The following is a 24,028-nucleotide window of genomic DNA, read 5'->3' as shown; positions in this document are numbered from 1 at the left end:
TTGTTTGTAGTATGAATTTCAAAACACGATAGTTTTTGAAATATATAAAGAACCTAAAAATAGATAACATGTAACCTAAAATTAATATATGGAAAAATCATACATTTTATATTAAAGCTAAATCGTTTTAATCAGTTATTGTACTGCCTAATTATGAAGATCATCAACCTTGCTTGAAGCGTATGGACGTTGCTATCATACTGACTGATTATTAATTCACGACCGGAAAAATAAAAAATTGAAATTCAGTTTTACTTGACCTGCTATGGTGTTTCCAAAGCAGAAAGGAAACCATATGGCCAATATTTAAGTGATATAACCTAAATAATACATTATGCCAAAAAAAATACATGTGAAATGGTATTGTAAATTAGCCATTTTCTGTAGTAGCATTCTTTTGACTTCGCGTGAGGGATCTGCGATGATTATTCAGGATAGTCTAGCGGTGGATAGCAGTGCGGTCTCCATTGACACGGTGCATCAAGAAACATCGGCCAAATTTACCGATCGTGCAACGGAAACCGTTGGATCTACGATCGAAGAACTTACCTTATATCCTGCGGTTTCGCTTCAACAGTCTTTAAAAGGACATGCACCTGGTTTATACATTCAAGAAACGAATGGAGAGCCTGGAAGTCTTCAGCAAATGTACATAAGAGGAATTCCGATGCCTTTGTTATCAGCAAAAGATATTTATCAATCCCAGCCTTTGATCGTATTGGACGGTATTCCACTAATTGGTGAACACCCGTTTGCTTACGATATCAAACAATATGACTTCAATCGTATTGGTCCGGCAACCAACCTGCTAACGAATATTGATTTGAACAATATCGCTTCGATACAAGTGCTAAAAGATATGGCAGGAATGGCTCTATATGGCCCAATGGCGGCTAATGGGGTGATTTTGCTAACCACAAAACAAACCGGGAGTAAACGGAAGATTAGCGCACATAGCTATTTTGGATTCGCACAACGCCCAAATGTAACAACGATCAATGGTGAGTATGAAAATGCTTTTCGACAACAATTTTATGATTTATATACCACAACGGGTAAGTATTCTACCGATGATGTCTATCCGCTATATCTCAGCGATTCATTAAATATGGACTACTATGGACCATCCAACTGGACAGACACCTACTACCAAAATGGCTTGCAACATGCGATTACAGCCGATATCTCAGGAGGATCGGATCGCGCAAATTTTAGATTTTCGCTAGGCAATTTGCGGAATGAGGGAATTGCAGATGGAACTGGCTTAGACCGATATAGTGCGATGTTTCATTTGAATATGAAACCGCTAAAATGGTTATTGTTTTCTGCTATGATTAACGGTAATCGCTTGGACAGACAACGTAATCATAATATGCGGGACCGTTTTGCCGAAATTGGATATATGCCGGATTTACAAGCTCCCCTAGCTCCCAATAATGCCGTTTACAGCCAATATGCGAGCCAATACGACAAGGGTTTTGATAATAACTATACCAACATTATTCAAGGTAATGCAAAATTGGTGTTCGACTTTAATAAATTCAAATATACCACGCGTTTGGTAGTGGATTACAATGAGGGGTACCGCGATATCTTCTACCCACGGCCTTTGCTGGAAGGAAATAGCTATGCATCTAATTATTATGGTTTTAATCAACGCTTGATCTATGACAATTTTGCAAGTTTCGACTGGCAGATCGATGATCATCAACAACTTTTTTTGCAGGCTGGTAATGTTTTACAATGGGACTCTTATAAGTACAATTATGCCTATGCCTATAAGGGGGTAAATGATTTTATCAAATTAAATTTGCTCAATTCGGATCCTAATAGTGCTGATTATTTATTGCCAACGGCATTTCCTCGACAATTGGTTTATAAATTTTTAGATCGGACAAAACAAAACCTGATTTCTTTTTACGGAAAAGCATCGTATAAATATGATGCCTATACCGTATCGTTATTGTTACGAACGGACGGTTCGTCTAATGCGCAACCGACAAACCGTTGGTTGTTTACACCAGCGTTTTCGCTGGGATGGGATGTAAAAGAAGATTTGCTTGTAAAGGATCCGATTTGGTCGACATTTAATTTGCGGCTAAACGCCGGACGTCTGGGACGATTGAACGCTTTCGATAATTTTTCTCAAGGACCGTCATATACAGCAGATGTTACTTTTACAGGTAACGTAACTACACCTGGATATAATGCTTTTGCGGTTTTAACGAGACCGTATAATTTTGGTTGGGTAGGCTATGGCATACCCTGGGCCTACACCGATCAGTTGGACTTAGGGCTTGATATCGGTTTGTTTAAGGATCGGATTACTGCTTCAATCGATGGTTATATTAAGGAAGATAAGAATCAACTTTTAGGTATTCCAGCCTATGCAGAATACGGTTATAACCTGTCGTACGAACCTGGAATGACCGTACGGAATACAGGAGTCGACGTTCTTTTGAGTAGTGAAATTCTAACGAAGGCGAAAAAGAAATTAGGATGGTCATCTTCGGTCAACTTTAATTTCAACCAAAATAAACTGAAAGCTCTGCCAAGAGGTTTGGACAAGCTAACTATCGGTAATCGATTACTTCAGGTTGGTGCTCCGGTAGATCAATATTGGCTGCTTACCAATGATGGTATATACGCTGCAAATCAAGATGTACCACAAGTAGACGGTATTACGCGCACTTACAACGGGATTACCCTGCAAGGAGGTGACCCGAATTGGCGTGATTTAAGTGGTGATAACCGAATAAATGACGAAGATAAATCACTAATGGGGAACATTTTTCCGAAAGTAGTTGGTGGATTTAATAATCAATTCAGCTATGGAAATTGGTCGCTCGGTATTAATTTCTATTTCAATTTAGGAAGAAAAGTAGTTAACGAAGAAATGGCTAACCGTTTCAACTTTATTAATAGAGAAGGCGTTGTTGGTGTCACTTCTATAAAGGAGATTACCTTTTGGGAAAAGCGAGGTGATTATAGTAAATATCCGCTCTATAATCCCTGGAGTACGGTCATTCCATACCATAGTAATCAAGATCTTTTTCTCGAAAACGCTTCATTCCTAAAATTGAGAACGGTGTCGATAGGATATGATTTAAGCGATTGGTTAAAGCGGAGATCTTCAAAAATTGATCATTTATATATCTATGGGACTGTCAATAACATTTTCACCATCACCCCATATAGTGGACGCGATCCGGAACTGATCAATTATACTGGATACGACTCAGGGTATGGTATGGCTATCCCCTTAACTTACACCATTGGACTTAAAGTAGATTTATAACCTAGCTAAATAGTGATATGATTTGGAGAAATAAAATATATAGAAACGTGCTAACGCTATTCTTCCTAATGATTTTATTGGCATCCGGCTGTAAAAAGATGTTAGATGTGGATTCGACCCGTGTGGTAAATGAAGAGAATATGTGGAGGAATATGGAAGATTCCAGAGCGGCTCTTATTGGTGTTTATGGTTTGGTGCGGGCTGCCTTGGCTGATTATAACGCTTATTGGATTTACGGAGACGTTCGTGCCGGTGATTTTGTTGCACCAACGCGGCAGGATTTAAAAGCAATTATCGCGAACCAGCTGACGGCTTCATATCCTGCAATTGAAGCCATGTCAAATTGGAGAAGGTGGTATGCTGTTGTTAATGCTGCCAATGTTTTTTTGGAACGTATTCATGAGGTCAAAGAGAATGATGAGCGCTATTCGGATAATAATATGACTGTCGATATTGCGCAAATTAGATTTCTAAGAGCCTTCGCGTATTTCTATATGGTACGTATTTGGGGGGATGTACCCTTAATTATTTCATCTCATGATGGTGACTTCCAAAACAAAGCCCGTGACGATCAGGATAAAGTACTCACTTGGGCAGAACAGGAAATGTTTGCCGCCGCAGCAGACCTGCCCTATCTCTACAGCTTAAGCGATGAACAACAATTAGGCGATTATTACAATGAAAGTGCTGGTCGCTGGTCCGGCGCGCTTGCACGTAAACTTACAGCCTATGCTTTACTTGCGCATTTAGCGGCTTGGCAGGGAAATTATCCCGATGTGGCCACCTATACCAAGTTTATTATGGATAATTATTCCAAAGGGCGTATGGGTTACACGAGCACAGGTGATTTGACCAATGCGAACGGTTTTTTCTTCGGAAAAAGAGATAATCATCTTTTCGGTTTTAACTTTGACTGGGGGCATGTAGATGCTTCGTTTACCGGGCATTTAGAAGAACTTACGCTTGCTGCCCCGGTGGTAAACAAAAGTGTACCAGATATCTACTTAACAAAAGATTCCATCTTATCTGTTTTTAGCGAAATTGGAGACGAACGATTTAGTTTGGATACTTTAGGCAACCCCCTTACTGAAAACTATTTTACCAACTTCAATGGTAAATACCCCATTTTCAGTAAAGTAAAATGCATCATGGGCGGTTCAACAGCTGACCCCAGTTTCCGAATCTTTTCAAGTGCCATTGTTTTAACCCGATTGGAAGATATTACGCTGTTAAGAGCCGAAGCACTGGCGGTGTTAGGCGAAAGAAATGAAGCCGTTGAACAGTTGAATGTAATCCGCGAATTACGTGGACTTGATCTGTATAATGAAACAGCCAATGGCAGTCTGATTGACGCCATTTTTAAGGAGCGAAAACGGGAGTTGATAGGCGAGGGGCATCGATGGTATGATTTGGTGCGTTATAACCGGATTCGTAATAATAACCCCGAGTTCACAAAGCTCATCAATGAGGGTGGGATTTATTGGCCTATTAACAGGTCGCTACTATCACAGAACGATCAATTGGAACAAAATGCTTACTGGAAATAAGTATAATCATATGAATAAAATTAAGACCGCTTATTTTTTCTTATTGGCATTAGGTGTTATGAGCCTTATAGGGGCTTGCAAACAAGAAGACGGTTACTACGATCCGATAATTGCCGATAAAGGTTATGATGGGGACGTTTACGATTATTTAAAAAGTAAACCAGGTGTTTATGATTCGCTATTAAAAGCGGTAGATCGTCTGCAATTGGAGCGTACGTTGCGCGATAGCGATATTACACTTTTCGCTTTATCCAATGCAAGCTTTCAATTGGCCCTAACCAATTTGAATAACCTTCGCAAACTAAATGACCGCCCAAGCGAATATTTATCAAGCATCGATGGCAATCAGCTGGATACTATGCTTAGCCAATATATCATTCGAGGTAAATATACTTCTGATTCACTCGCTACCCAGGATGGATTGCGGCTATATGGCGTAAAATACGGCTACCCTATGCATGGGCGGTTAATTAAGACTACATCGTCCGGTTATGTAAATGGTGGCCCTACCGTCATTCAAATAAGTGACACAAAAAGAAGCCAATTTGAGCGTAACTGGGTGTCTACCACAACGGGTTCAATTAATCTAAAGACCAAAAACGGTATTGTTCATGTAGTGAGTGCCGATCATGTTTTTGGATTTGACGATTTCGTCAGCCGTTTAACCTATGTTCCCCCTCCTCCCAACTTATTTAAAACCATTGGAGGTAAAGACACTGTTTCAAGGGAAAATAGTGGCGGTCCCAATGCTGTGGAAGCATCAAAATATGCGTTTGATGGCAATCCCGAGACTAAATACCTAATTGGTGATATGGGAAGCGTATGGTTGCGTTTTGAACTGAACGAAGCTGCAGCAGCAAATGCCTACACCATTACATCGGCTAATGACTTCTCGGAACGAGATCCGATCGACTGGAGCTTGAAAGGTTCAAACGATGGCACCAATTGGACCATCTTAGATTCACGAGCGGGCGAATTATTCGATCAGCGATTCCAATTACGTGTATTTAGGATTTCCAATAAAGTGGCCTATAAATTCTATCAATTGGATATTACCCGTGTCAGAAGTGGCGGTACGATGCAGATGGCAGACTGGAGTGTCAATAGAGAAGAAGTCAAGTAATCAACAAATAAAGATACCATACATGGATAATTTGTTTAAAAAAGTAAAATTACAATGGGGCAATCCCCTGTATTCTGTGTTGGGAATCATGGTAGTAGCCATTGGTTTGCAAGGTTGTGAGAAGTTATATGATTTACCGGAAGAGCAAGAGTTTCTGAGTCCGAACATCAACTATCCCAGTCAGATTTTTGAGCCGATAATTGGACGTACCGGTGAACTGGGGGCTCCGAATACTGATAACTCCACCAAACCATTAAAGTTTGAAATTGTTAACGCCCGATATGGTGATGGGCGTCCGGTAACGGATATTTTTCAGCAACAGCCTACCTATGTCTGGACGGGAGAGTACACGGGTATTGAGACTTCCCTAGAGGAAATTGAAGCAAAGCGAAAAATAGAAGAAAGACCCTTATTTGAGGTTCAGGAATCTGGGAAATTCGTGCTTTGGGGGGCATCGACTAACGAATTGATCACTCCCAGGCCAGCAGATAGCAGTAACCTCGTGCAAGACAGACGTTACTTTGATCTAAAAATAACGAATGTAGGTGGAGAGCGAATTATCCGCGATTTTCAATTGATTCCTTGGCGGGAGTTACCATATGAGCCAAATAATGATATCAATCGGTATACTGGAGGTGTTGCACCAGATCCAAAAGATCCCAGGAATCCCAATAAAAGGGACTATATCCGTCCTTCACTTACAAATGTCATCGGAGTAGAGAGCAACCGTAATCTGGTAACCAATGATGATCAAAAAGATGTGGTTGTTTATATCCGTCCTTTCGAAGGTGGCAATGGGCATAACCTGCGTTTCTCATTTTGGGCTCCGGACTCTACAGCAATCGATCCCGCTAAGTTTAATGAAACTCGTTGGAATGATTTGGTACATGGCTTTAATCGGGTTAACACAACTGAATATGTGCAGTACGATGTGGCGTACCCGATTCCCTTGACAACAGTGGCTACGAAATACACGACAGGTGGTAGTGCAAAATTAGAATTTGCTTATTCAAGATTAGGTTTTAATAACGTCCGTACAACTGCGTACATCGGACTCAACTTTAAAATTTTTAGAGAAGGTGACTGGGAGATCATCTTTCACTTCAGACGCGAGCTTCCAAAATTCGAAGACGAATAAATCAGAATAGGAATCATATGAAAAGTTTTACGCATTATCTTATACCTTATATTGTTGCTGGTAGAGCGCTATTGGCAGCTAAGCAAACTTTTTTGACGGTAACCCTATTCTTAGTAAATGGGTTATTTTATCAACTCTATGCCCAAACCATCGTGTCCGGAGTAGTTTATGACCAGAAAAAGATTACCATTCCGGGAGTAACTGTTATAGCTGGAAATCCACCTAAGCCCCTGGCGTCCACAAATGGAAGGGGAGAATTTAGAATAAGTGTTCCGGATGGTTCAACCCTTGTATTCAAGTTCATGGGATACATAGAAAAGAGAGTAACGCTTAAACCAGGACAAACAACAGTAAGTGTGGTGATGGAAGAAGATCAAAGTAACTTGGAGGAAGTGGTAGTTAGGGGATTCGTCTCCCGTTCAAAACAACTGAGTACAGGGTCTTCAGTTACCATTAGCGGAGACGAAGTAAAAGATGTTCCGGTAGCTAACGTGGAGCAACTATTACAGGGAAAGGTACCGGGACTTAATATTCAGGTAAACACTGGAGCCCCGGGCTTTCGCGGATCAACGCAAATTCGGGGTCTTTCTACGTTAACGGTATCGGGAAGTGGCAATGAGTCTTTCCTCCAGCCTACTTCACCCTTGTATGTAATTGATGGTGTCCCCTTAGATGCGGACGGTGCTTCTGAGTTCGGATTTCAACAGCAAGGGCCGGGAGTAAGTCCTTTATCCATGATTCCGCAGGAAGATATCGCCAGTATAGAGATTTTGAAAGATGCGCAGGCGACCTCCCTTTACGGTTCTATGGCGGCTTATGGGGTAATTATCATCACAACCAAGCGTGGTAATTCAGAGATACCCAGGGTGCGTTATACGAATAATACTTTTATGAAAGCACCACCTGCCTTAAGAGCTACATTAGGAGGAAATTTGGAAAGGCAGTTGAAAATTCAGCAAATCTTGGCTAATGCCAGAGGTGAAATTAATCTTGACGACTTAATAAAGACACCATTTTTATCAGACAGCTTAAATGCCTATTATAATAATTCAACAGATTGGCAGTCGCTTTACTACCGTACTACTTATAATCAAAGTCACAATATAGCGATAGATGGTGGAAATCCGACCTTTAACTATAAAGCGAACCTTGGATATTTTACAGAAAAGGGTGTTATCAGAAATACCGGATTCGACCGCTATAGCGCCAACCTCCGTATGGAGTATGCGCCAAATGAGAAATTTAAATTTACCGGACAGATCAACGCGCAAATAGGTAAGCAAAATAAAGGAGATGGGGCCGGACTATTACAAACAGGTGTCTCCGATGGGGGAGCAACTTCCACTTTAATGCCCGGGCCTTCCTTCTATCAGGCAAACGCCGATTATGTTGGGTCTTTACGAACAAAGAATAATAATGACGTTCGTGTGATCCGGCCCGTCGCCGAAGTGAGTTATAGCATTTTTCCCGGCTTTCGTGCAACCACTTTTTTTAGCTACGAATTTAAGTCGTCTAATGAAGATACCTTTACACCAGCGGCCGCTAATAATCAGTTTGCTAAAGTCTACGCTTTTAACGGTCGTGAATCAAACCTCTATAGCCGTACCAATTTAACTTATGCCAAAACTTTTGGGGATGATCATAATATTTTTATCAATGCTTTCAATGAGGTTCGTAAAGGTGATCGTCAAAATTCAATTACACGGCAAGAGCGTACACCAAATGATCAATTCCAGGGGCCGTTAGGTTTTGATGGCTATTACTCACGAGGAGGGGGGATTTTGACGAATTTCTTAGACGAACGGGCGGTGTCTTTTGCTTTAGCTACTTCTTATGATTATCAAAAAAAATATGTCGTTGATCTATCTTACCGATTGGATGGATCGTCGGGGAATGGTTTTGACAACCTATACTCCAGAAACCCTGCCATTGGTTTACGATGGAATTTTGATAAAGAAGAATTTTTAGACAATTGGGATTGGCTAAATATGGGCGCTTTACGCTTAAGTTGGGGTATTAATGTGATTCCGAATGGCACACTCGAAAGAATTTATGGAAAGTATGATATTACGGGTAATTATAACGGGCAGCAAGGAATCGGGTTAAATTTTGATCAGATTCCCAACCCGAATCTAAAACCAACTACCACTACACAGTATAATGCTGGGCTCGATTTTTCCTTGTTCAATAATAAAGTGGATGTTATTTATGACACCTATTATAAGAAGGTAGATAACTTATTGTTTGAAGAAAATCTCTCGAATACGGTTGCTTTTGGTAAATTAATTAGTAACGACGCAGGTATTGTGAACTACGGACACGAACTATCGTTTACCATCCGCCCTTTATCGCCCAGTAGCCCCTTTAACTTAATGGTTACGGTCAATGGAGCCTATAATCGGGATGTACTGCTCAAATTGCCTGCACATTATGGCGGACAGTTTATACGGTTCGAAACCAATAGTGGCAATCGCGAAACTTATTTACAGCACAACGTATTCCGTGTAGGTACACCGTCCCTTTCCAACTACTTATTGATCAATGAGGGTGTTTACGCTACGGATGACGATGTGCCTATTAACCCGGCTACCGGATTACGTTACAGTGTGAATGGGGTGCCTTTCCGCGCCGGGGACCCGATTATCAAAGATTTAAATGGGGATTATGTGTTGGATGCCAATGATTATGCACGTACGGGCAATGCCTCCCCTTTATTTACCGGTGGTTTGGCAACCAATATTACCTACAAAGGTTTTGGTTTGAATATCAATGCTTCTTTTACCGCAAAACGCACGATTTTAAATAATGCCCTTGCCGATCGGTTTAACCTAATGAAAGACCCATTTGGACTGAAAGCTGTTATACCTTTAGATGAATTCAATATGTGGCGTCAACCTGGTGATGTAGCGAAGTATCCTTATGCCTATGATTATAGCCGTATTGAAATTATTAACCCTTATCGCTATGACCAAACCCTTTGGGCAGAAGATGGCTCCTATTTAAAGATCAACAATGTTGTGTTATCCTATATGTTCGATAAGAAATTGGTTCGCAGTTGGGGAATTAACAATTTAAGGGTATACATATCAATGGATAATGTTTACACTTTTAGTGGTTATTCCGGTCCGAACCCTGAAAATGTAACGACCATGGGGCGCGATATCTCCGAAGGTTATCCTGTGCCTCGTACCTATAATATTGGATGTAATCTAGAATTCTAAACCGATCGTTATGAGAATGCTTAATAAAGTAAAGGTAAGTAAAATAGGTTTGCTGATAGTGCTGATTATAACGGCTTCAGCATGTAAAGACTACTTAAATGTGCAGCCCTTAGATCGGCTTACAGGCAATAATTTTTACCAAACAAAAGAGGATGTTGAGGCAAATATTTCGAATATGTACAGCACATTTTTCGATAAGATCAACGAAAGCTGGGTTATCGGAGCGATTGGTGAGGCGCGAACAGGCGAAATTGTAGCCAGCCCGGGAGGTAACAGCTACAATGAAAGAAGGGTAGTAGAGGTGTTGGGTAGAAATCAGTTGCTTACGGCAATCAATAATGCCCCCTATGCAGGTTTTTACAACTATTATCGTATTACAGATTGGTCGGGTTATTATCGCGTTATTCAAAGCGCTAATATCTTAATCGACAAATTAAATGAGGGCATCGCCGCGCTAAGTACTTCGGACACGCAAAGGTATTTAGCCGAAGCAACTTTTATCCGCTGTTTTACTTATTTCTGGATGGTACGGCTATACGGTGACGTTGTTTATTATACCGCGCCTTATCAGGCGGATCCCCTTCCGAGAGAGGATATGGTGTCTGTCCTAAATAAATGTATCGCCGATCTAGAACCGCATAAAGATAATATGCCTTGGGTGTTTCCTGATGCAGCACAACGTGGGGCACGAGCTAGCAAAGGAAGTATCGTTGCACTCCTTATGCATATGAATATGTGGAATGCGGGGTTTGATCCAAGTCGTGCTACAGCTTACTATCAAAAAGTGACTGCTTTAGGTCAAGAACTAGTAAATAGCGGTGCTTATCGCTTGCTTAACATGGATGATGATGGCTGGGCCGCTGTAACGAAGGGACGTTCGGAAGAGAGCTTATTTGAATTTTACCGAAGTATAAATTACGGCGATAACGTCTCTAATTTAGCACCTTTTGGCGATCATTTTTTGCGTTGGCCTTATAAATTCCCCCGATTTAATAATCAGTTAAGTCATTGTTACTATCTATCGACTTACATGCAAAAGCTGTTTCCCGCAAGCGATGCGGATAAGCGTAAAGATATTTGGTTTGAAGACATGCTAGCAGATAATGGGCAATTTGTAGCAAGAAAATTTGGTCTAAATGTTTATGCTTCCGGTAATGAAGATGAAAACCCAGACAATACCTTCTTGATTTTTCGCTATGCTGACGCCATATTATTATGGGCAGAAGCCTTAGCTAATTTAGGCAATGAAGGCCAAGCAATTGAGGCGGTGAATATGATCCGTGCGCGGGCTGGAGCATCTTCCTATGCCGGCATGAGTGGTACTGCATTGAAAGACGCCATTTTTATGGAACGTAATAGGGAGCTCTTTGGTGAAGGGCACCGCTACTTTGACTTGATACGTACACGACGTATTATGAGCTCCACATGGCTTGCCTGGCCGCTTAACCAAGATCAATTTACGCGGAGAGCTTGGACTTGGCCTGTTAGTACAAACGCACTGGTAAACAATCCTTATATGGTTTTAAATGAATATTGGTTACCAGGTGGTGGTGGAAATTAATCACATGTTATAATAAAGCTGTCTTTAAAATGAAAAATTCTTGCATAAGATCAATCAAGCATGTTGCTTACTTCTTGTTGACACTCTTAATTGTTACAGCCTGTAATAAAGATGATTATTATACAGATGGAGGTTTGGCTAATCCCCATTTTAATGGTACGATTATGCAGTACCTTGATTCTAAACCCATGGAATTTGATACCATTGCGCAGATTGTTCGCTTAGCGGGATTGGAAGAAACTTTTAACACAGACGAGTTCACCTTCTTTTGCCCTAGAGACCGCGACGTCAAGGAGCTGATTGGCGATTACCGCAACGGCGGAGCGAATACAGAACTCTATACGTTAAATCGCGACACGATAAAAACCTTAAGCGATGTCGATTCTTTGATTTGGCGTAAATATATGCTCCGTTATATGTTCAAAGGAAAGAATCTGCTGGCAGACTATCCACAAGTTGATTTTAATGTCCTCAATATTTATCCAGGACAAAATTATTATGCCTATGATAATTCCGTATGTAATATAGGAGTTGTGTTTAACGACGCGGTGAGCAGCGATGGGAAGTCGGTGTTAAAATATATGGGCTATCGGCAATTGCATATCTGCTATATTCCGAATTTGTCTTATCCAGATGTTTGGATAGTTGCTAAAGTAGCTTCCTCTGATATACAGCCAACAAATGGTGTGGTACATGCGCTGGATTATACTTCTGCGCTATTCGGTTTTAATTCGTTTGAGGTAATAAACGATATTGTTGAAAGCAAGCGGTAGATGAAGAGTAGATTAAATTAAAAAATAACATGATCATGAATTCAACTATCTACAAGTTTAAAGTTTGGTATATCTCCTTTTTCTGCTTTTTCGCTCTCTCTTGCACAAAGGAAGCAGAACAGTTCAGTGAACCTTATCCTGATGGAAAAGCTGCTTTGGGAATTACTGTCGATCGTGCTAAAATGCCGTCACCGGCTTCTGGATTACCTGGCATAGAAGTGAATATAGAGGCAAAAGGTTTGCTTCCTCATAAGGATCAATTGGTTTTCCGATTTAATGGAGAGCAGGCCGAGATTAAAGAAGTGACGGATGCTGGAATTTCAGTGGTGGTGCCCGATTATGCCAGTACGGGAATTACCACCATTTCCGTGGGCGATGTGGTTGTCTTTGGACCTGAATTTACGGTGGAAGGTAAAATTAAGATTGATCCGACCTTTGTTGCGACACAAGGGGCCAATGGTGCAGTTGGCGATATTTTATTTACCAATAATGAGAAAATGCTGATTGTTGGCGGTTTCACTAACTACAATAATAAAGGGATTATCCGTCCTATTAACCGCATTGCACAGGCCTTTTTAGACGGCACTTACGATGCCGGCTTAAAATCAGGTACCGGTGCCAACGGCTATATCAGTGCCATTACACAAGTTAACGATAAATATTTTATTGGCGGCAGTTTCTCCGGTTATGCACAGCGAACCAGTAACATTAGCAATTTAACGATGCTTAATAGTAATGGAAGCGTTGATACGATGGGCGTTCATACATGGAGAAGGCCTGATCAAAACGATACCATACAATACTTCCCCCGATTTAATGCAGGTTTTGATGAAGGTGGAGTTAATCGTATCTATAGTGAAAATGGCAAGTTGTTAGTGACAGGTAGTTTTCGTTATTATGTCAGTCGGCAATATGATAAACCGAATTTCTTAGAGACCCGAGATACCATTATCGTTGATAGCACAGAAGTGAGACAGTTTGCCCGATTGAATTTAGACGGCACATTGGACAAAACCTATCGTTTTGATACCGGTACTAACAAAAGTTTAACAGGTGGTAACGGATCCATAGATACCTACTATCATCAGGAAGGCCCATTGAAAGGTAAAATGCTAGTCTTCGGTAATTTTAACCAGTTTGATGGCGAACCTGCTAACTATATCCTCCGCTTAAACGCTGATGGTACCATTGACCGAACATTCAATGCAGGCGGTGCGGGTTTTGATTTTCAGACCTATTATGCCAGCTACAATAACATAACCCATAAATACGTGGTATGTGGCAATTTCAGAACCTATAACGGGCAGTCGAGGATCGCCATGGCCTTGCTAAACGATGATGGTACATTAGATGAAACCTTTGTTCCAAGGGTATTCGAAAACGGTTTACCTCGCTTTGCTAAACAACTTAGTGATGGGCTGATCATAGTAAGCGGCACATTTGTTAAATACGATGGAAAAACGAGAAATAGTTTCATGGTGCTGAATTCCGATGGTAGTTTGGCTGCTGGCTATAATGCGGTAGGAACCTTTAGTGGCGACTTATACAATGTATTTGAAACAGAATCTGCTGATAAGAAACGCGCTTTATTGTTGATTGGTTATTTCCGGCAGTTTGATAGTAAGGATGCTGCTAACATAATTAGGGTGCTTATTGAATAATTAGTGCTAACACAAAGCCAAATTAGAAAACATTATGATGGAATTAAAAAAGATATTTTTAGCAACAAAAAAGGTGCTCCGGCCCTTATCTGTATGGAACTTATTAGCTATTTTGTTAACTAGCTCTTGTCAGCAGGATTTTGAGAAGACAATTCCAGACAAGACGCACAGCGACTCCGTTGATGTAACTTATGGTAAGCCCAAAGTTTTATACATCATAGCAGATGGTATAAGAGGACAATCAATACAGGCGATCGAAGCTCCTAATATCAATGGGTTATTAAACCACGCTATCTACTCTTGGGTTTCTTTGGCAGATGAACAAGCAACACAGCCGGGAACTAATTGGGCTAGTTTGTTTACAGGAGTGGCAAAAGAGAAACACGGAGTAATAGATAATGATTTTAGTACCAATAACTTTGATACTTATCCCTTAATTTATGAGCGAATAAAACAGGCCGACTCAACCACGAATATCCGCGTATTCACTACCTCAAGTGTGTTTAAAGATAACTTAACCACTGATGCGGACGAAAGTCAGCTAGTTGCCGATGACGATGCTGTCAAATCTGCGGTCGTTACCGCTCTGCAAGCGGAAAATGTAGGGTTTATTACTGCACACTTCAGTAATCCGGATAAAGTTGGCTCGGCCGCTGGATATGATGTGTCGAAACCAGCTTACAGAGACGCTCTTATAGCGTTTGATGCGGGCCTAGGGGATATGTTAAACGCATTAAAAGAAAGGCCGACCTATCAAGAAGAAAATTGGCTCATTGTTGTTACATCAAGTATCGGGGGCGAGTATCCTTTATCGGAGAATGATAATACCATATTTAGTAACTCCGTGGCAAACACCTTTACCATATTCAGCGCATCTCGTTATAGCAGACGGTTTGTTAGTAAACCTTTTATCGGTAATCGATTTCAAGGTGATTTTGCCCGCTTTCAAGGGCAACGTCATGCCGTACTGGAAACGGGCGATAATACTGTTTATAATTTGGATACCGGCGCTTTTACCATTGAATTAAAAGTCAAGAAGAATAAAGCAATCAAGAACATTTACCCAAGTGTGCTCGGTAAGCGCCCCGAATGGTCATCGGGGTGGGCATCTAATGGCTGGGTTGTTTTCTTGGAGAACGACTATTGGATGTTTAATGCACGAGGAACAGGAGATGGTAATCAAGTGAAGGGGGGTGCGTTGGCTGATGCGAGTTGGAGCAGTGTGGCTGTAGTAGGAGTTGTAAGGGATGGCGAACGCTTTGTCCGTACCTACACCAATGGAGCTTTTAATACCGAAGCTAGCATACAGGGTTGGGGTAATCTAGATACGAACGCACCCCTAAAGATCGGTTATATCAACGGTAATGGCCATGGAGAGCCAGACGTTTATGTGGCCGATGTGCGCATTTGGAAAGCGGCTTTACCGGATGACGTGATTGCCACGTATGCCTGTGAAATAGGCGTCGATGAAAATCATCCTTATTATGATTACCTGGCCGGTTATTGGCCCGTAGCCAATGACACAGATGGTACCATCCGTGATGAAGGGCCTTTTGGCAATCATTTAATAATGACATCAGACGATTTTAGTTATGATCGGTTAAATGAGTATCTATGTGCACCAACTACAGCCGACTTAGGTTCTCAGGTACCAAGAACTTTTGATGTGCCGACACAAATCTATACGTGGCTTAAAATATCACGGCAAGAGAATTGGCAGTTAGACGGTAGAACTTGGTTAGATCAATAGACTGAACCTTTTCATAGAACGATTTTAACAATGGAAAGATATGAACAATAGATACAAACTTACTAAACCACTCGTGTTCATTGCTTTGCTTTGCACGATGTCAATTTCCTGTAAAAAGGAGGGACTGGATAGTTTTGCATTAAACCGCAATGTTGCCACGACGATATCTGCGGGTGAAATTGCAGGTGAAATCCTGAAAAATAGCGATGAAGTGACTATCCCGATAAAAGTCACTTTATCATCCCCAGCGACAAAAGCTTTTCAGGTCGGTCTGCAGTTAAATGCAGATACGGTGATCCAATTAGTGGAGAACGGTAGCCTGACCGATGCATACGTATTACCCTCGAATGCGATTACGCTACCGAACGCGGTAGATATCGCCTATGGAGCTAAGGAAGCTACTTTTGAGGTAAAAATAGGCCTTTCCGGCCTCGAGCGTTTTTTTGGACATCAAGTAGTATTAGCCTACGATCTGGTTAATCCAGGTAAAGGAAATACCATTGGTTCAGATAAATCCGGGATAATCGTTTTCAATACTAATGATATTCTGAAGGAAGAGGATATTCACTACGTGTCTATTACAAACGGAGGTGGCACGGTGTTGGAGGTGCGCAATCGAAGAAATTATAATGTTACCTCTGCCGGAATAAATATTCCATTGGGAATTAGTTTGGCAGGAACACCTGGAAATTTCTTTACGGTAACAACCGTCGTCAATGCAGATAGCATAACAAGCTTAATTGGCCAAGGGGTTTTACCGGAAAATACCATTGCCCTCCGTCCAGATCAATATACGCTTAATGAGACCTATCAGGTGGGTAGTAATCTCAGTCGCGCTACTATGGATTTAATTGTTCCATGGTCTACCATTGAAGAAAATGCCGATCATACTTTGGCATTAGTTGTTAAGTTAGTGGCAACATCTAGGCATCTCTTAGATCCAACGAAAAGTCATGTTGTTGTGCTTGTCCATCCGCAATATGTAAGAGAAGTAGATGTAACGGCTACGGGCACCTTAAGTGTAGACCACGATAATTCAAATGCCAATGAGAACGCGGCAAAACTAATTGACAACGATATTAATACGAAATTTTTACAGCCAGGTTTTGTAGGTAGCAGTTGGTTTCAGCTAGCCTTTGCGGAACCACAGCTTATCGGTGCATACACGATTACCTCAGCAAACGACGCTGCGGATCGAGACTTAAAAGATTGGAATCTGCAAGGTTCGAACGATGGGTCGATCTGGACCACATTAGATACGAGAGGAGCGGAGACCTTTGCGAATCGCTTCCTAACCAAGCGTTACGATTTCGAAACAGCAAAAGCGTATAAATATTATCGATTGAATGTTACCAATAACAACGGCAGTGGCGTTATTCAGCTGGCTGAATGGCGGCTTATTCGAGTTCCATAGCGGACGCGTACTCATGTTATCGACTAATATAAAAACAAAGGAATAGCTATTAATTATGGAAATACAATTCAGGAATTTGCTGGGGACAATTTTCCTCGCTATAACACTGTGTGCGGGTTGTGAAAAGGATGAGGAAGAGATTGCACCTGAACCAGATGGACCTAAGCCTACCGCAAGTTTTACCGCTTCGCAGGTAGCAGATGATGATCCGTTTACTTTTGATTTCGAAAATGAGTCAACGAATTTTTCAGTCGTTCGTTGGGAGTTTGGAGACGATAGCAGCGCTGTCGAAACCTCGCCGGTACACACTTTTTTAAAAACGGGAACATTTACTGTTTTAATGCGTGTAGAGAATGAAGAAAAATACTGGGCTCAACGGGAGAAAATTATCCAAATAAATCCCGACCGATTGATGGAAATGGACACCCGTCCTACGGGAACCGGAACCTTGGACTTAGCAGTTAATACTGGAGTAAATTTAAGCGAAGTCAGTTGGTATAACGGAGCAACGGCTACAGGTAGCCCTATTTCCACTGAACGGGACGTCAGCATCCCCGTGGAGACAGGAAGGTTTGATTATTATACACTACAAGGAAAAACACCTAAAGGATCGGTTTTGCAAATTACGCGTTTGTTAACTGATTTGGGGATCGTTAGAGATATAACGGCAGATGGGGTACTTTCTGTTTCAAGAGATAACAATGGCGGACCCGATGGGGGAGAGGGATCGAAGAAATTGGTAGACAATGATATCACGACTAAATTTTTACAGTCGGATTTCTCGGGTGATCTGTGGTTTCAGCTGGAATTCTATAATCCTGTTGTGCTAGGTGGTTATACCTTTACATCAGGCAACGATGCAGATGGTCGCGATCCGCTTAATTGGCGCTTAGAAGGATCAAAAGACGGTAGCAATTGGACCGTTTTAGATAGACGTGAAAACGAAGATTTCCCCGGAAGGAGAGAAACAAGGACCTTTACTTTTGCTAATTCAACCGCTTATAATTTTTATCGTATATATGTGACGGCGGTGAATTCAGGTTCCCTCTTCCAACTATCCGAATGGCGGGTACTATCGTTGCCGCAAACTTAAAAAGTGAATGCTTCAGATTCTTAAACAATCTTGATATGATTAAAAATTTCGTTTCTCGCGTTTTACTGTATCTATTGCTTTTTAGCCAGAACGCTATTATTGCAAACGCGCAGGATAGCGTGGAACAAATTTTAAAACCACTTGAGGTCTGGGCCAAAGAATATCCACCAGAAAAAGTATATATACATATAGACAAGCCTTACTATATGGCCGGTGACACGATTTGGTTTAAGACCTATACTGTCGTGGGAGCATATCATCAACTCTCTTCGTTAAGTGGAGCCGTTTATGTCGATCTTATTTCTTCAACTGATTCGGTAGTTTCTTCACTTAAGTTACCACTCATTGCCGGTATGGCTAAGGGCAATATTAGTTTGCCTGTAGAATTAAAAGCAGGGAACTATCGTTTAAGAGCATATACGCAGTGGATGCGGAATGCTGACAGCGATTACTTTTATGACCGCATCTTATACATCGGTGCCATAAGCCCTTACGGAGTTCAAACCCAAGCAAGGTTGCAATTTGATGAAACGGAAGAAAAAAAACTTAGCGGGATGCATATCCGGTTTTTGGATGGACAAGGGAAACCTCTAGTTGAAAAATCAATCGAATACTTCATACGCACAGAGGGTGAGCTATTGGGCCAGCGAAAGGGTAGAACGGATGAAGAGGGACGATTAATGATACCATTGAGTGAAAGAAGTTTACGTGATTCGGTTACGGCTTTTATTGTAAGTGAAATTCGGTTGGATAAAGGGAAAGTAGCGACAAGCATTTTTCCGATAAACTTACAATATGATCGGGCCGATGTACAGTTTTTTCCTGAGAGTGGTGATCTAGTGGCCGGTGTTCCCAATCGGGTCGCTTTTAAGGCAATAGGTGTGAATGGCCTGAGTGTTGACATAAAAGGTGAAGTGTTGGATGAAAATCAGCAAATTTTAACAACATTTAATAGCGTGCATGCGGGTATGGGGCAGTTTATGTTTACTCCCGAAAGTGGAAAGCAATACAAGGCTCAAGTTGTATTTCAGGATGGTAGCACAAAGCAGCTTTCGCTTCCCAAGGTAAAGACTTCCGGCTATGTGCTGTCGGTGTATTCACAGGCTGCAACGGATACAGTGCTTTTACGTATTATGTGCAGTAACGATCGATTGAAACAACCGATAAGTATTGTTGCACAAGCAGATGGAGAAGTGTTTTATGCAACTGATTTAAGCCCTAACCGTCCACTAAACAATTTATATGTGCCGTTGACACAAGGTGTTTCAGGAATTGTCCAATTCACTTTGTTTAGTCAAGGGCAAGCTTTGAATGAACGGATTGCTTTCATAGAACGTGGCGATAATTTAAATATATCCCTCGCGAATTTAAAGGATAGTTATAAGCCAAGAAGCGAGCAAAACTTTAACTTGAGCGTTCTTGATAATGAAGGGCTGCCGGTTTCAGGAAATTTTTCCTTAGCTGTTATCGATGAAAGCCAAGTTCCTGTTAAAGAAGAGCAAGAAACCACCATTCTCTCTCAATTATTATTGCAAAGTAATTTACGAGGATATATCGAACAACCAAATTATTATTTTACCAATATAACAGATGAAAAGCGCGATCATTTGGATTTGCTGCTGATGACACAGGGGTATCGACGTTTTACTTGGTCGGATTTGTTAGCCGACAAGTTGAAAAAACCGATTTATCCTCCCGAGAAAATGGTATCCTTCATTACCGGAAAATTGCTTACACTCCACGGTAAACCAGTTGTTAACGGTAAAATAACATTGCTTTCAACGACTGCAAATATTACACTCGAAACTATGACGGATGCAGAAGGAAAGTTTGTATTTGACAGTTTATTTATAACCGATAATATAAAATTTACCATACAAGGGCGATCAGAAAAGGGGAGTGATAAAGTCGAGATCGTTTTGGAAGGAATTCCAAGTTTAGGCGTAACCTATAATAAGAATACAGCCGATCTATTGTTAAATATTAATCAACAACTTGATACATACTTTTCGGCCACAAAAAAACATGATGATGGACTAGCTTCATTGGGACTTGAAAATAGGCTCATTAAATTAAAAGAGGTCATTGTAAACGCCAAAACGGCTAAATCATCACCACGATCTTATAATCTTAACGGTCCGGGTAGAGCTGATCAGGTAATCTCAGCGAGTGAGCTGGGGACTTGTCCAACGCTAAGGGCTTGTTTGGAAGGACGTCTCCGAGGCGTTGTGTTCAGAACAGAACAAACTAGCATAGGACCTGTCACTTTTCCCACCTCTACGCGGGGTGGAAAAATGCAGGTTATTATTGATGGGCGCATACTTGATCTTCGTAGCGACGGAGATCTACAGGATCTGGTAGGTATTTTTGAACAAAATTTAATAGATCCTACTCAAATTTTAAGCTTGGAAGTACTGCGATCGCCCTCACTTACGAATATCTATGGAGGCGGAGCTACTACCGGTGTCATCTTAATCAATACCAAGGGGTGGTCACCAGCGGAACGTACCGACTATAGTACGAAACTCTATGCACCGAAAGGTTTTACATCAACGCGCGAGTTCTATTCGCCTAAATACGGTGTGTCAGAAAGCGTGGATAACTTGGCTGATCAACGTAGTACAGTGTATTGGAATCCGGTAGTATCGGTTAGTAAAGAGGGTAAAGCAAGTGTAAGTTACTTTAACACCAGTAACCCTGGTAAATATCGAATAGTAGTAGAAGGAATTGGTGCCAATGGACAACTCGCGAGAGGGGTTTTTCATTACCAAATAGCGGAATAGTATAAAAAAACTTGACAAAGTGTATTTTGTACACTATCTTTGTATCATCATAATTTAGGTTTATAATTGGTTAGCTAAGGTCTTCAATCTCCCCGGTTGGAGACCTTTATTTTTTAGTCAATATCGCATTAACTCACGAAGCATTCTTTTCTAAACTTTTATTTCTTAAACCTTTTAACATTTTGATTAAAACCGGAGCGGTAGCGATAAGGACGATTAAGAAAATAATTTTCTCCAAGTTGTTTTTTATCCATTCATTTTCTCCCAAGAGATAACCTGCGGTTACTAAGACCCCCACCCAAATGAAGCTACCGGCAATGTTGAAAATTGAAAATTTTCGTAGATCCATCTTAACAATTCCTGCTACAATCGGAGCGAATGTTCTTACAATGGGCATAAATCGCGCTAGAATGATAGCGCCACCTCCTTTTTTCTCGTAAAATTCTTGGGCTTGCACAATGTATTTCTTTTTGAACAAAAGATTGTCTTTTCGTTTAAGGAGCACACTCCCTGAACGTTTGCCTGTCCAATAGCCCAAAAAATTGCCTAAAATGCCTGCAATGGATATTAGCAAAATCCAATACAAAAGACTCCATACCGGATCTACAGTTGGTAATGTGTTATTTGCTAAAATCATCCCCGTGATGAATAGAAGTGGGTCGCCGGGAAGAAAAAATCCGAGTAAAATACCAGTTTCTGCAAATACAATGAATAATAAAAGATATAATCCCCCATTCTCCATGATCCACTCTGGATTGGTGAGGTTTTGGAAAAAATCAAAAATTTCAGTCATGAACGTAACTTCTAAAAAATAGTTTTCAAATAAGCGCTATGGGTGAAGAAAGGTGAGCCCTATGCTAGCCCTCGCTAAACGTTAAGGGCCTCGTTTGTTAAAATAATTTATACATAGATAAAAAATCGTAATAATGTGGTTTATACCATATCGATGTATAAGAAATCGGAAGTGAAATTAGCGGGATTGATATAGATCGGAGGGAAGAATTTGAACAATTTAGCATTGTTTTTAGACATTCCTTACGGTCCTGCTTTTTTTGTTGACCGGAAGGCGCTACCACATCGTCCAACGCGTAATCCTGTATAACAAAACCAATAAACTGGTTTTTGCTTCGAGTAGGTGCTTTATCATAAAAGAAAAAAGAGCTTAATAAAAAACTGGATACGCAAATGAGGAGTAAATAAAGCTCCTTTTTGCCGACAATCTTTTCTCTCTGAAGCAACATTCCTTTCTAACGCAAAATTTATACGCTGCGAATATAACAATACTTTATGAGATTATGTTTGCGCACATTGATAAACTACAAGGTAGATTTAGTAATTAACACAAAGTGTTAATGATCCGCTACTCTGAAAACCTAATGAAGGATTGTAGGTTGTTTCAGTCACACTGATTGCACGAATATTTTCGTAGGCTTGATGAGGTAGCTGATCTGTCGAATTAGCATTTAAAATAATGGGCAACCGATTATAAATCGCAATACAGAGTTGCCTCGATACCATATATACTAGATTATTAGGAAGCCGTTGAAGATAAGATTGCTGATTTTCTTCAAGATCAAAATGTTCATTCAACCATTTAATCAGATCGTGTTGGATCATCGAAACCTCTTCAAGTAAAATTTCTTCGGGTAATTGATAGAGAGCTTCTAAGACCTGATTAATGCCATGTTGTGTGAATGGAAATGTGCTCATTATGCATAGATTTCTATTGTGATTCACAAAATAAAAGAAGCTATTCAATAAAAAATATGATAGAAGTCACTATTTGGTGTCTTTTGATCGGACCGCTTCCGTTTACGAAAATTAGTAGGTTGATTGTAAAGAACAGATAAGCTTTTTAATTAGAAATCGGAATAAGTTGTTGGATAAAGAAGTGTAATATCAGCATGAGAAACATTGTGTTGATATGCAGGCATTGAAGAAAGTTTCTTCCAGTAAGCATCTTGTTCAAATTTTTTCCAGTGTTCATCACGCGATTTTCTGTTTTCAAATGTTGTAAGGTACATGAGGTTGGGCATTTTGCTTCCCGCGAGTACTTCTCCATAAAAGACCGCATTGAATCCAAGACGCATAAACAAGCCGACCTCATCTCCATTATTAAACATATCAACCTTATTCTTATAAAGTCTTTCGCTCGGCCCTTCATAACTCCGCAGTTCGTAAACACGTTTTTCACTAGGTCCGGTAAGGGCCGGGATATGGTATGTTGGGCTCTTGTCAAAGGCGGTTAAAAGAATGGTTTCAATCCGAGTGTAAGCGGGTTGATCATGCGCTGCATTTAAGTATTCTTTTCCTAACTGTTGATAAGCTTCGTCGCTTGCAAGTTTGGATTCTAATTGGAGATACATTTCAATAGATTTGAACGGAATAAGTACATAGGTTAACTTTTCTGTCGATTCAATCGGTTTAAAGACGCCTATGTGTTTGATGTTGAACTTGTGTAATGTTGGAAGATAAGCATGTTGTAAATAGTCATCTACTAGACGTTCCTGTTTTCCATCTGCCAAGTGATAAACTTTGATCACATAGATGTCGCGCCCTTTTGCGGAAAGAGCGTTGGAAGAAATGAGGAGAAAGAAAAAGATTGATAAAAATTTCATTAATTTGATTTTTAGTAAAGTTACTATGTTCTAAAATAGCGTCGAAAC

15 protein-coding genes are annotated in these 24,028 nt (G+C 40.7%); 12 read left to right on the top strand and 3 right to left on the bottom strand.

The window, feature by feature from the left end:
- The first annotated feature begins 334 nt into the window (after window positions 1-334).
- The 12 genes from RYH73_RS14150 (at window position 335) to RYH73_RS14095 (ending at window position 21,362) form a co-directional block, all read left to right on the top strand.
- Window positions 335-3,298, top strand: a complete 2,964-nt coding sequence (locus RYH73_RS14150) for a SusC/RagA family TonB-linked outer membrane protein (protein WP_335314092.1) — start codon at window positions 335-337, stop codon at window positions 3,296-3,298.
- A 68-nt stretch (window positions 3,299-3,366) separates the two neighbouring features.
- On the top strand, window positions 3,367-4,845 hold the full coding sequence (locus RYH73_RS14145) for a RagB/SusD family nutrient uptake outer membrane protein (protein WP_335314091.1): 1,479 nt from the start codon (window positions 3,367-3,369) through the stop codon (window positions 4,843-4,845).
- A 10-nt stretch (window positions 4,846-4,855) separates the two neighbouring features.
- On the top strand, window positions 4,856-5,968 hold the full coding sequence (locus RYH73_RS14140) for a fasciclin domain-containing protein (RefSeq protein WP_335314090.1): 1,113 nt from the start codon (window positions 4,856-4,858) through the stop codon (window positions 5,966-5,968).
- 22 nt (window positions 5,969-5,990) lie between these two features.
- A complete protein-coding gene (locus tag RYH73_RS14135) occupies window positions 5,991-7,106 on the top strand; it encodes a DUF5007 domain-containing protein (RefSeq protein WP_335314089.1) in 1,116 nt (371 codons plus the stop codon).
- 17 nt (window positions 7,107-7,123) lie between these two features.
- Window positions 7,124-10,327 carry a SusC/RagA family TonB-linked outer membrane protein gene (locus RYH73_RS14130; protein WP_335314088.1) on the top strand — a complete coding sequence of 1,068 codons (3,204 nt, stop codon included), beginning with the start codon at window positions 7,124-7,126 and terminating at the stop codon, window positions 10,325-10,327.
- A 10-nt stretch (window positions 10,328-10,337) separates the two neighbouring features.
- Window positions 10,338-11,888: a RagB/SusD family nutrient uptake outer membrane protein gene (locus RYH73_RS14125; protein ID WP_335314087.1), complete on the top strand. Its 1,551-nt coding sequence runs from the start codon at window positions 10,338-10,340 to the stop codon at window positions 11,886-11,888.
- Between the two features lie 29 nt (window positions 11,889-11,917).
- Window positions 11,918-12,661: a hypothetical protein gene (locus RYH73_RS14120; RefSeq protein ID WP_335314086.1), complete on the top strand. Its 744-nt coding sequence runs from the start codon at window positions 11,918-11,920 to the stop codon at window positions 12,659-12,661.
- A 35-nt stretch (window positions 12,662-12,696) separates the two neighbouring features.
- The gene (locus RYH73_RS14115) at window positions 12,697-14,322 is read left to right on the top strand and encodes a DUF5008 domain-containing protein (protein WP_335314085.1); all 1,626 of its coding nucleotides are present in this window, start codon (window positions 12,697-12,699) and stop codon (window positions 14,320-14,322) included.
- A gap of 34 nt (window positions 14,323-14,356) precedes the next feature.
- Window positions 14,357-16,072, top strand: a complete 1,716-nt coding sequence (locus RYH73_RS14110; RefSeq protein WP_335314084.1) for an alkaline phosphatase family protein — start codon at window positions 14,357-14,359, stop codon at window positions 16,070-16,072.
- Between the two features lie 40 nt (window positions 16,073-16,112).
- The gene (locus RYH73_RS14105) at window positions 16,113-17,486 is read left to right on the top strand and encodes a discoidin domain-containing protein (protein ID WP_335314083.1); all 1,374 of its coding nucleotides are present in this window, start codon (window positions 16,113-16,115) and stop codon (window positions 17,484-17,486) included.
- Between the two features lie 55 nt (window positions 17,487-17,541).
- Window positions 17,542-18,579: a PKD domain-containing protein gene (locus tag RYH73_RS14100; RefSeq protein ID WP_335314082.1), complete on the top strand. Its 1,038-nt coding sequence runs from the start codon at window positions 17,542-17,544 to the stop codon at window positions 18,577-18,579.
- 35 nt (window positions 18,580-18,614) lie between these two features.
- On the top strand, window positions 18,615-21,362 hold the full coding sequence (locus RYH73_RS14095; RefSeq protein ID WP_335314081.1) for a TonB-dependent receptor: 2,748 nt from the start codon (window positions 18,615-18,617) through the stop codon (window positions 21,360-21,362).
- Between the two features lie 133 nt (window positions 21,363-21,495).
- On the opposite strand, the gene RYH73_RS14090 is transcribed toward RYH73_RS14095, so the two are convergent.
- The 3 genes from RYH73_RS14090 to RYH73_RS14080 all read right to left on the bottom strand — a co-directional run bounded on the left by RYH73_RS14090 (window position 21,496) and on the right by RYH73_RS14080 (window position 23,980).
- A complete protein-coding gene (locus RYH73_RS14090) occupies window positions 21,496-22,155 on the bottom strand; it encodes a DedA family protein (RefSeq protein ID WP_335314080.1) in 660 nt (219 codons plus the stop codon).
- Window positions 22,156-22,691: 536 nt separating this feature from the next.
- Entirely contained in the window at window positions 22,692-23,072 is a 381-nt protein-coding gene (locus RYH73_RS14085; RefSeq protein WP_335314079.1) for a hypothetical protein, read from the bottom strand.
- A 149-nt stretch (window positions 23,073-23,221) separates the two neighbouring features.
- Entirely contained in the window at window positions 23,222-23,980 is a 759-nt protein-coding gene (locus RYH73_RS14080; protein WP_335314078.1) for an NIPSNAP family protein, read from the bottom strand.
- Window positions 23,981-24,028: the final 48 nt, after the last annotated feature.

It is taken from the genome of Olivibacter sp. CPCC 100613 (assembly GCF_036959255.1).
GTDB lineage: Bacteria > Bacteroidota > Bacteroidia > Sphingobacteriales > Sphingobacteriaceae > Olivibacter.
Note: the sequence above shows the minus strand (reverse complement) of the source record. Positions and strands in the feature narration are given on the sequence as shown.

Excerpts from the sequence above, each read along its gene's own strand:
- RYH73_RS14150 (WP_335314092.1), top strand. The coding sequence starts at position 335 with ATGCCAAAAAAAATACATGTGAAATGGTATTGTAAATTAGCCATTTTC.
- RYH73_RS14145 (WP_335314091.1), top strand. The coding sequence starts at position 3,367 with ATGATTTTATTGGCATCCGGCTGTAAAAAGATGTTAGATGTGGATTCG.
- RYH73_RS14140 (WP_335314090.1), top strand. The coding sequence starts at position 4,856 with ATGAATAAAATTAAGACCGCTTATTTTTTCTTATTGGCATTAGGTGTT.
- RYH73_RS14135 (WP_335314089.1), top strand. The coding sequence starts at position 5,991 with ATGGATAATTTGTTTAAAAAAGTAAAATTACAATGGGGCAATCCCCTG.
- RYH73_RS14130 (WP_335314088.1), top strand. The coding sequence starts at position 7,124 with ATGAAAAGTTTTACGCATTATCTTATACCTTATATTGTTGCTGGTAGA.
- RYH73_RS14125 (WP_335314087.1), top strand. The coding sequence starts at position 10,338 with ATGAGAATGCTTAATAAAGTAAAGGTAAGTAAAATAGGTTTGCTGATA.
- RYH73_RS14120 (WP_335314086.1), top strand. The coding sequence starts at position 11,918 with ATGAAAAATTCTTGCATAAGATCAATCAAGCATGTTGCTTACTTCTTG.
- RYH73_RS14115 (WP_335314085.1), top strand. The coding sequence starts at position 12,697 with ATGAATTCAACTATCTACAAGTTTAAAGTTTGGTATATCTCCTTTTTC.
- RYH73_RS14110 (WP_335314084.1), top strand. The coding sequence starts at position 14,357 with ATGATGGAATTAAAAAAGATATTTTTAGCAACAAAAAAGGTGCTCCGG.
- RYH73_RS14105 (WP_335314083.1), top strand. The coding sequence starts at position 16,113 with ATGAACAATAGATACAAACTTACTAAACCACTCGTGTTCATTGCTTTG.
- RYH73_RS14100 (WP_335314082.1), top strand. The coding sequence starts at position 17,542 with ATGGAAATACAATTCAGGAATTTGCTGGGGACAATTTTCCTCGCTATA.
- RYH73_RS14095 (WP_335314081.1), top strand. The coding sequence starts at position 18,615 with ATGATTAAAAATTTCGTTTCTCGCGTTTTACTGTATCTATTGCTTTTT.
- RYH73_RS14090 (WP_335314080.1), bottom strand. The coding sequence starts at position 22,155 with ATGACTGAAATTTTTGATTTTTTCCAAAACCTCACCAATCCAGAGTGG.
- RYH73_RS14085 (WP_335314079.1), bottom strand. The coding sequence starts at position 23,072 with ATGAGCACATTTCCATTCACACAACATGGCATTAATCAGGTCTTAGAA.
- RYH73_RS14080 (WP_335314078.1), bottom strand. The coding sequence starts at position 23,980 with ATGAAATTTTTATCAATCTTTTTCTTTCTCCTCATTTCTTCCAACGCT.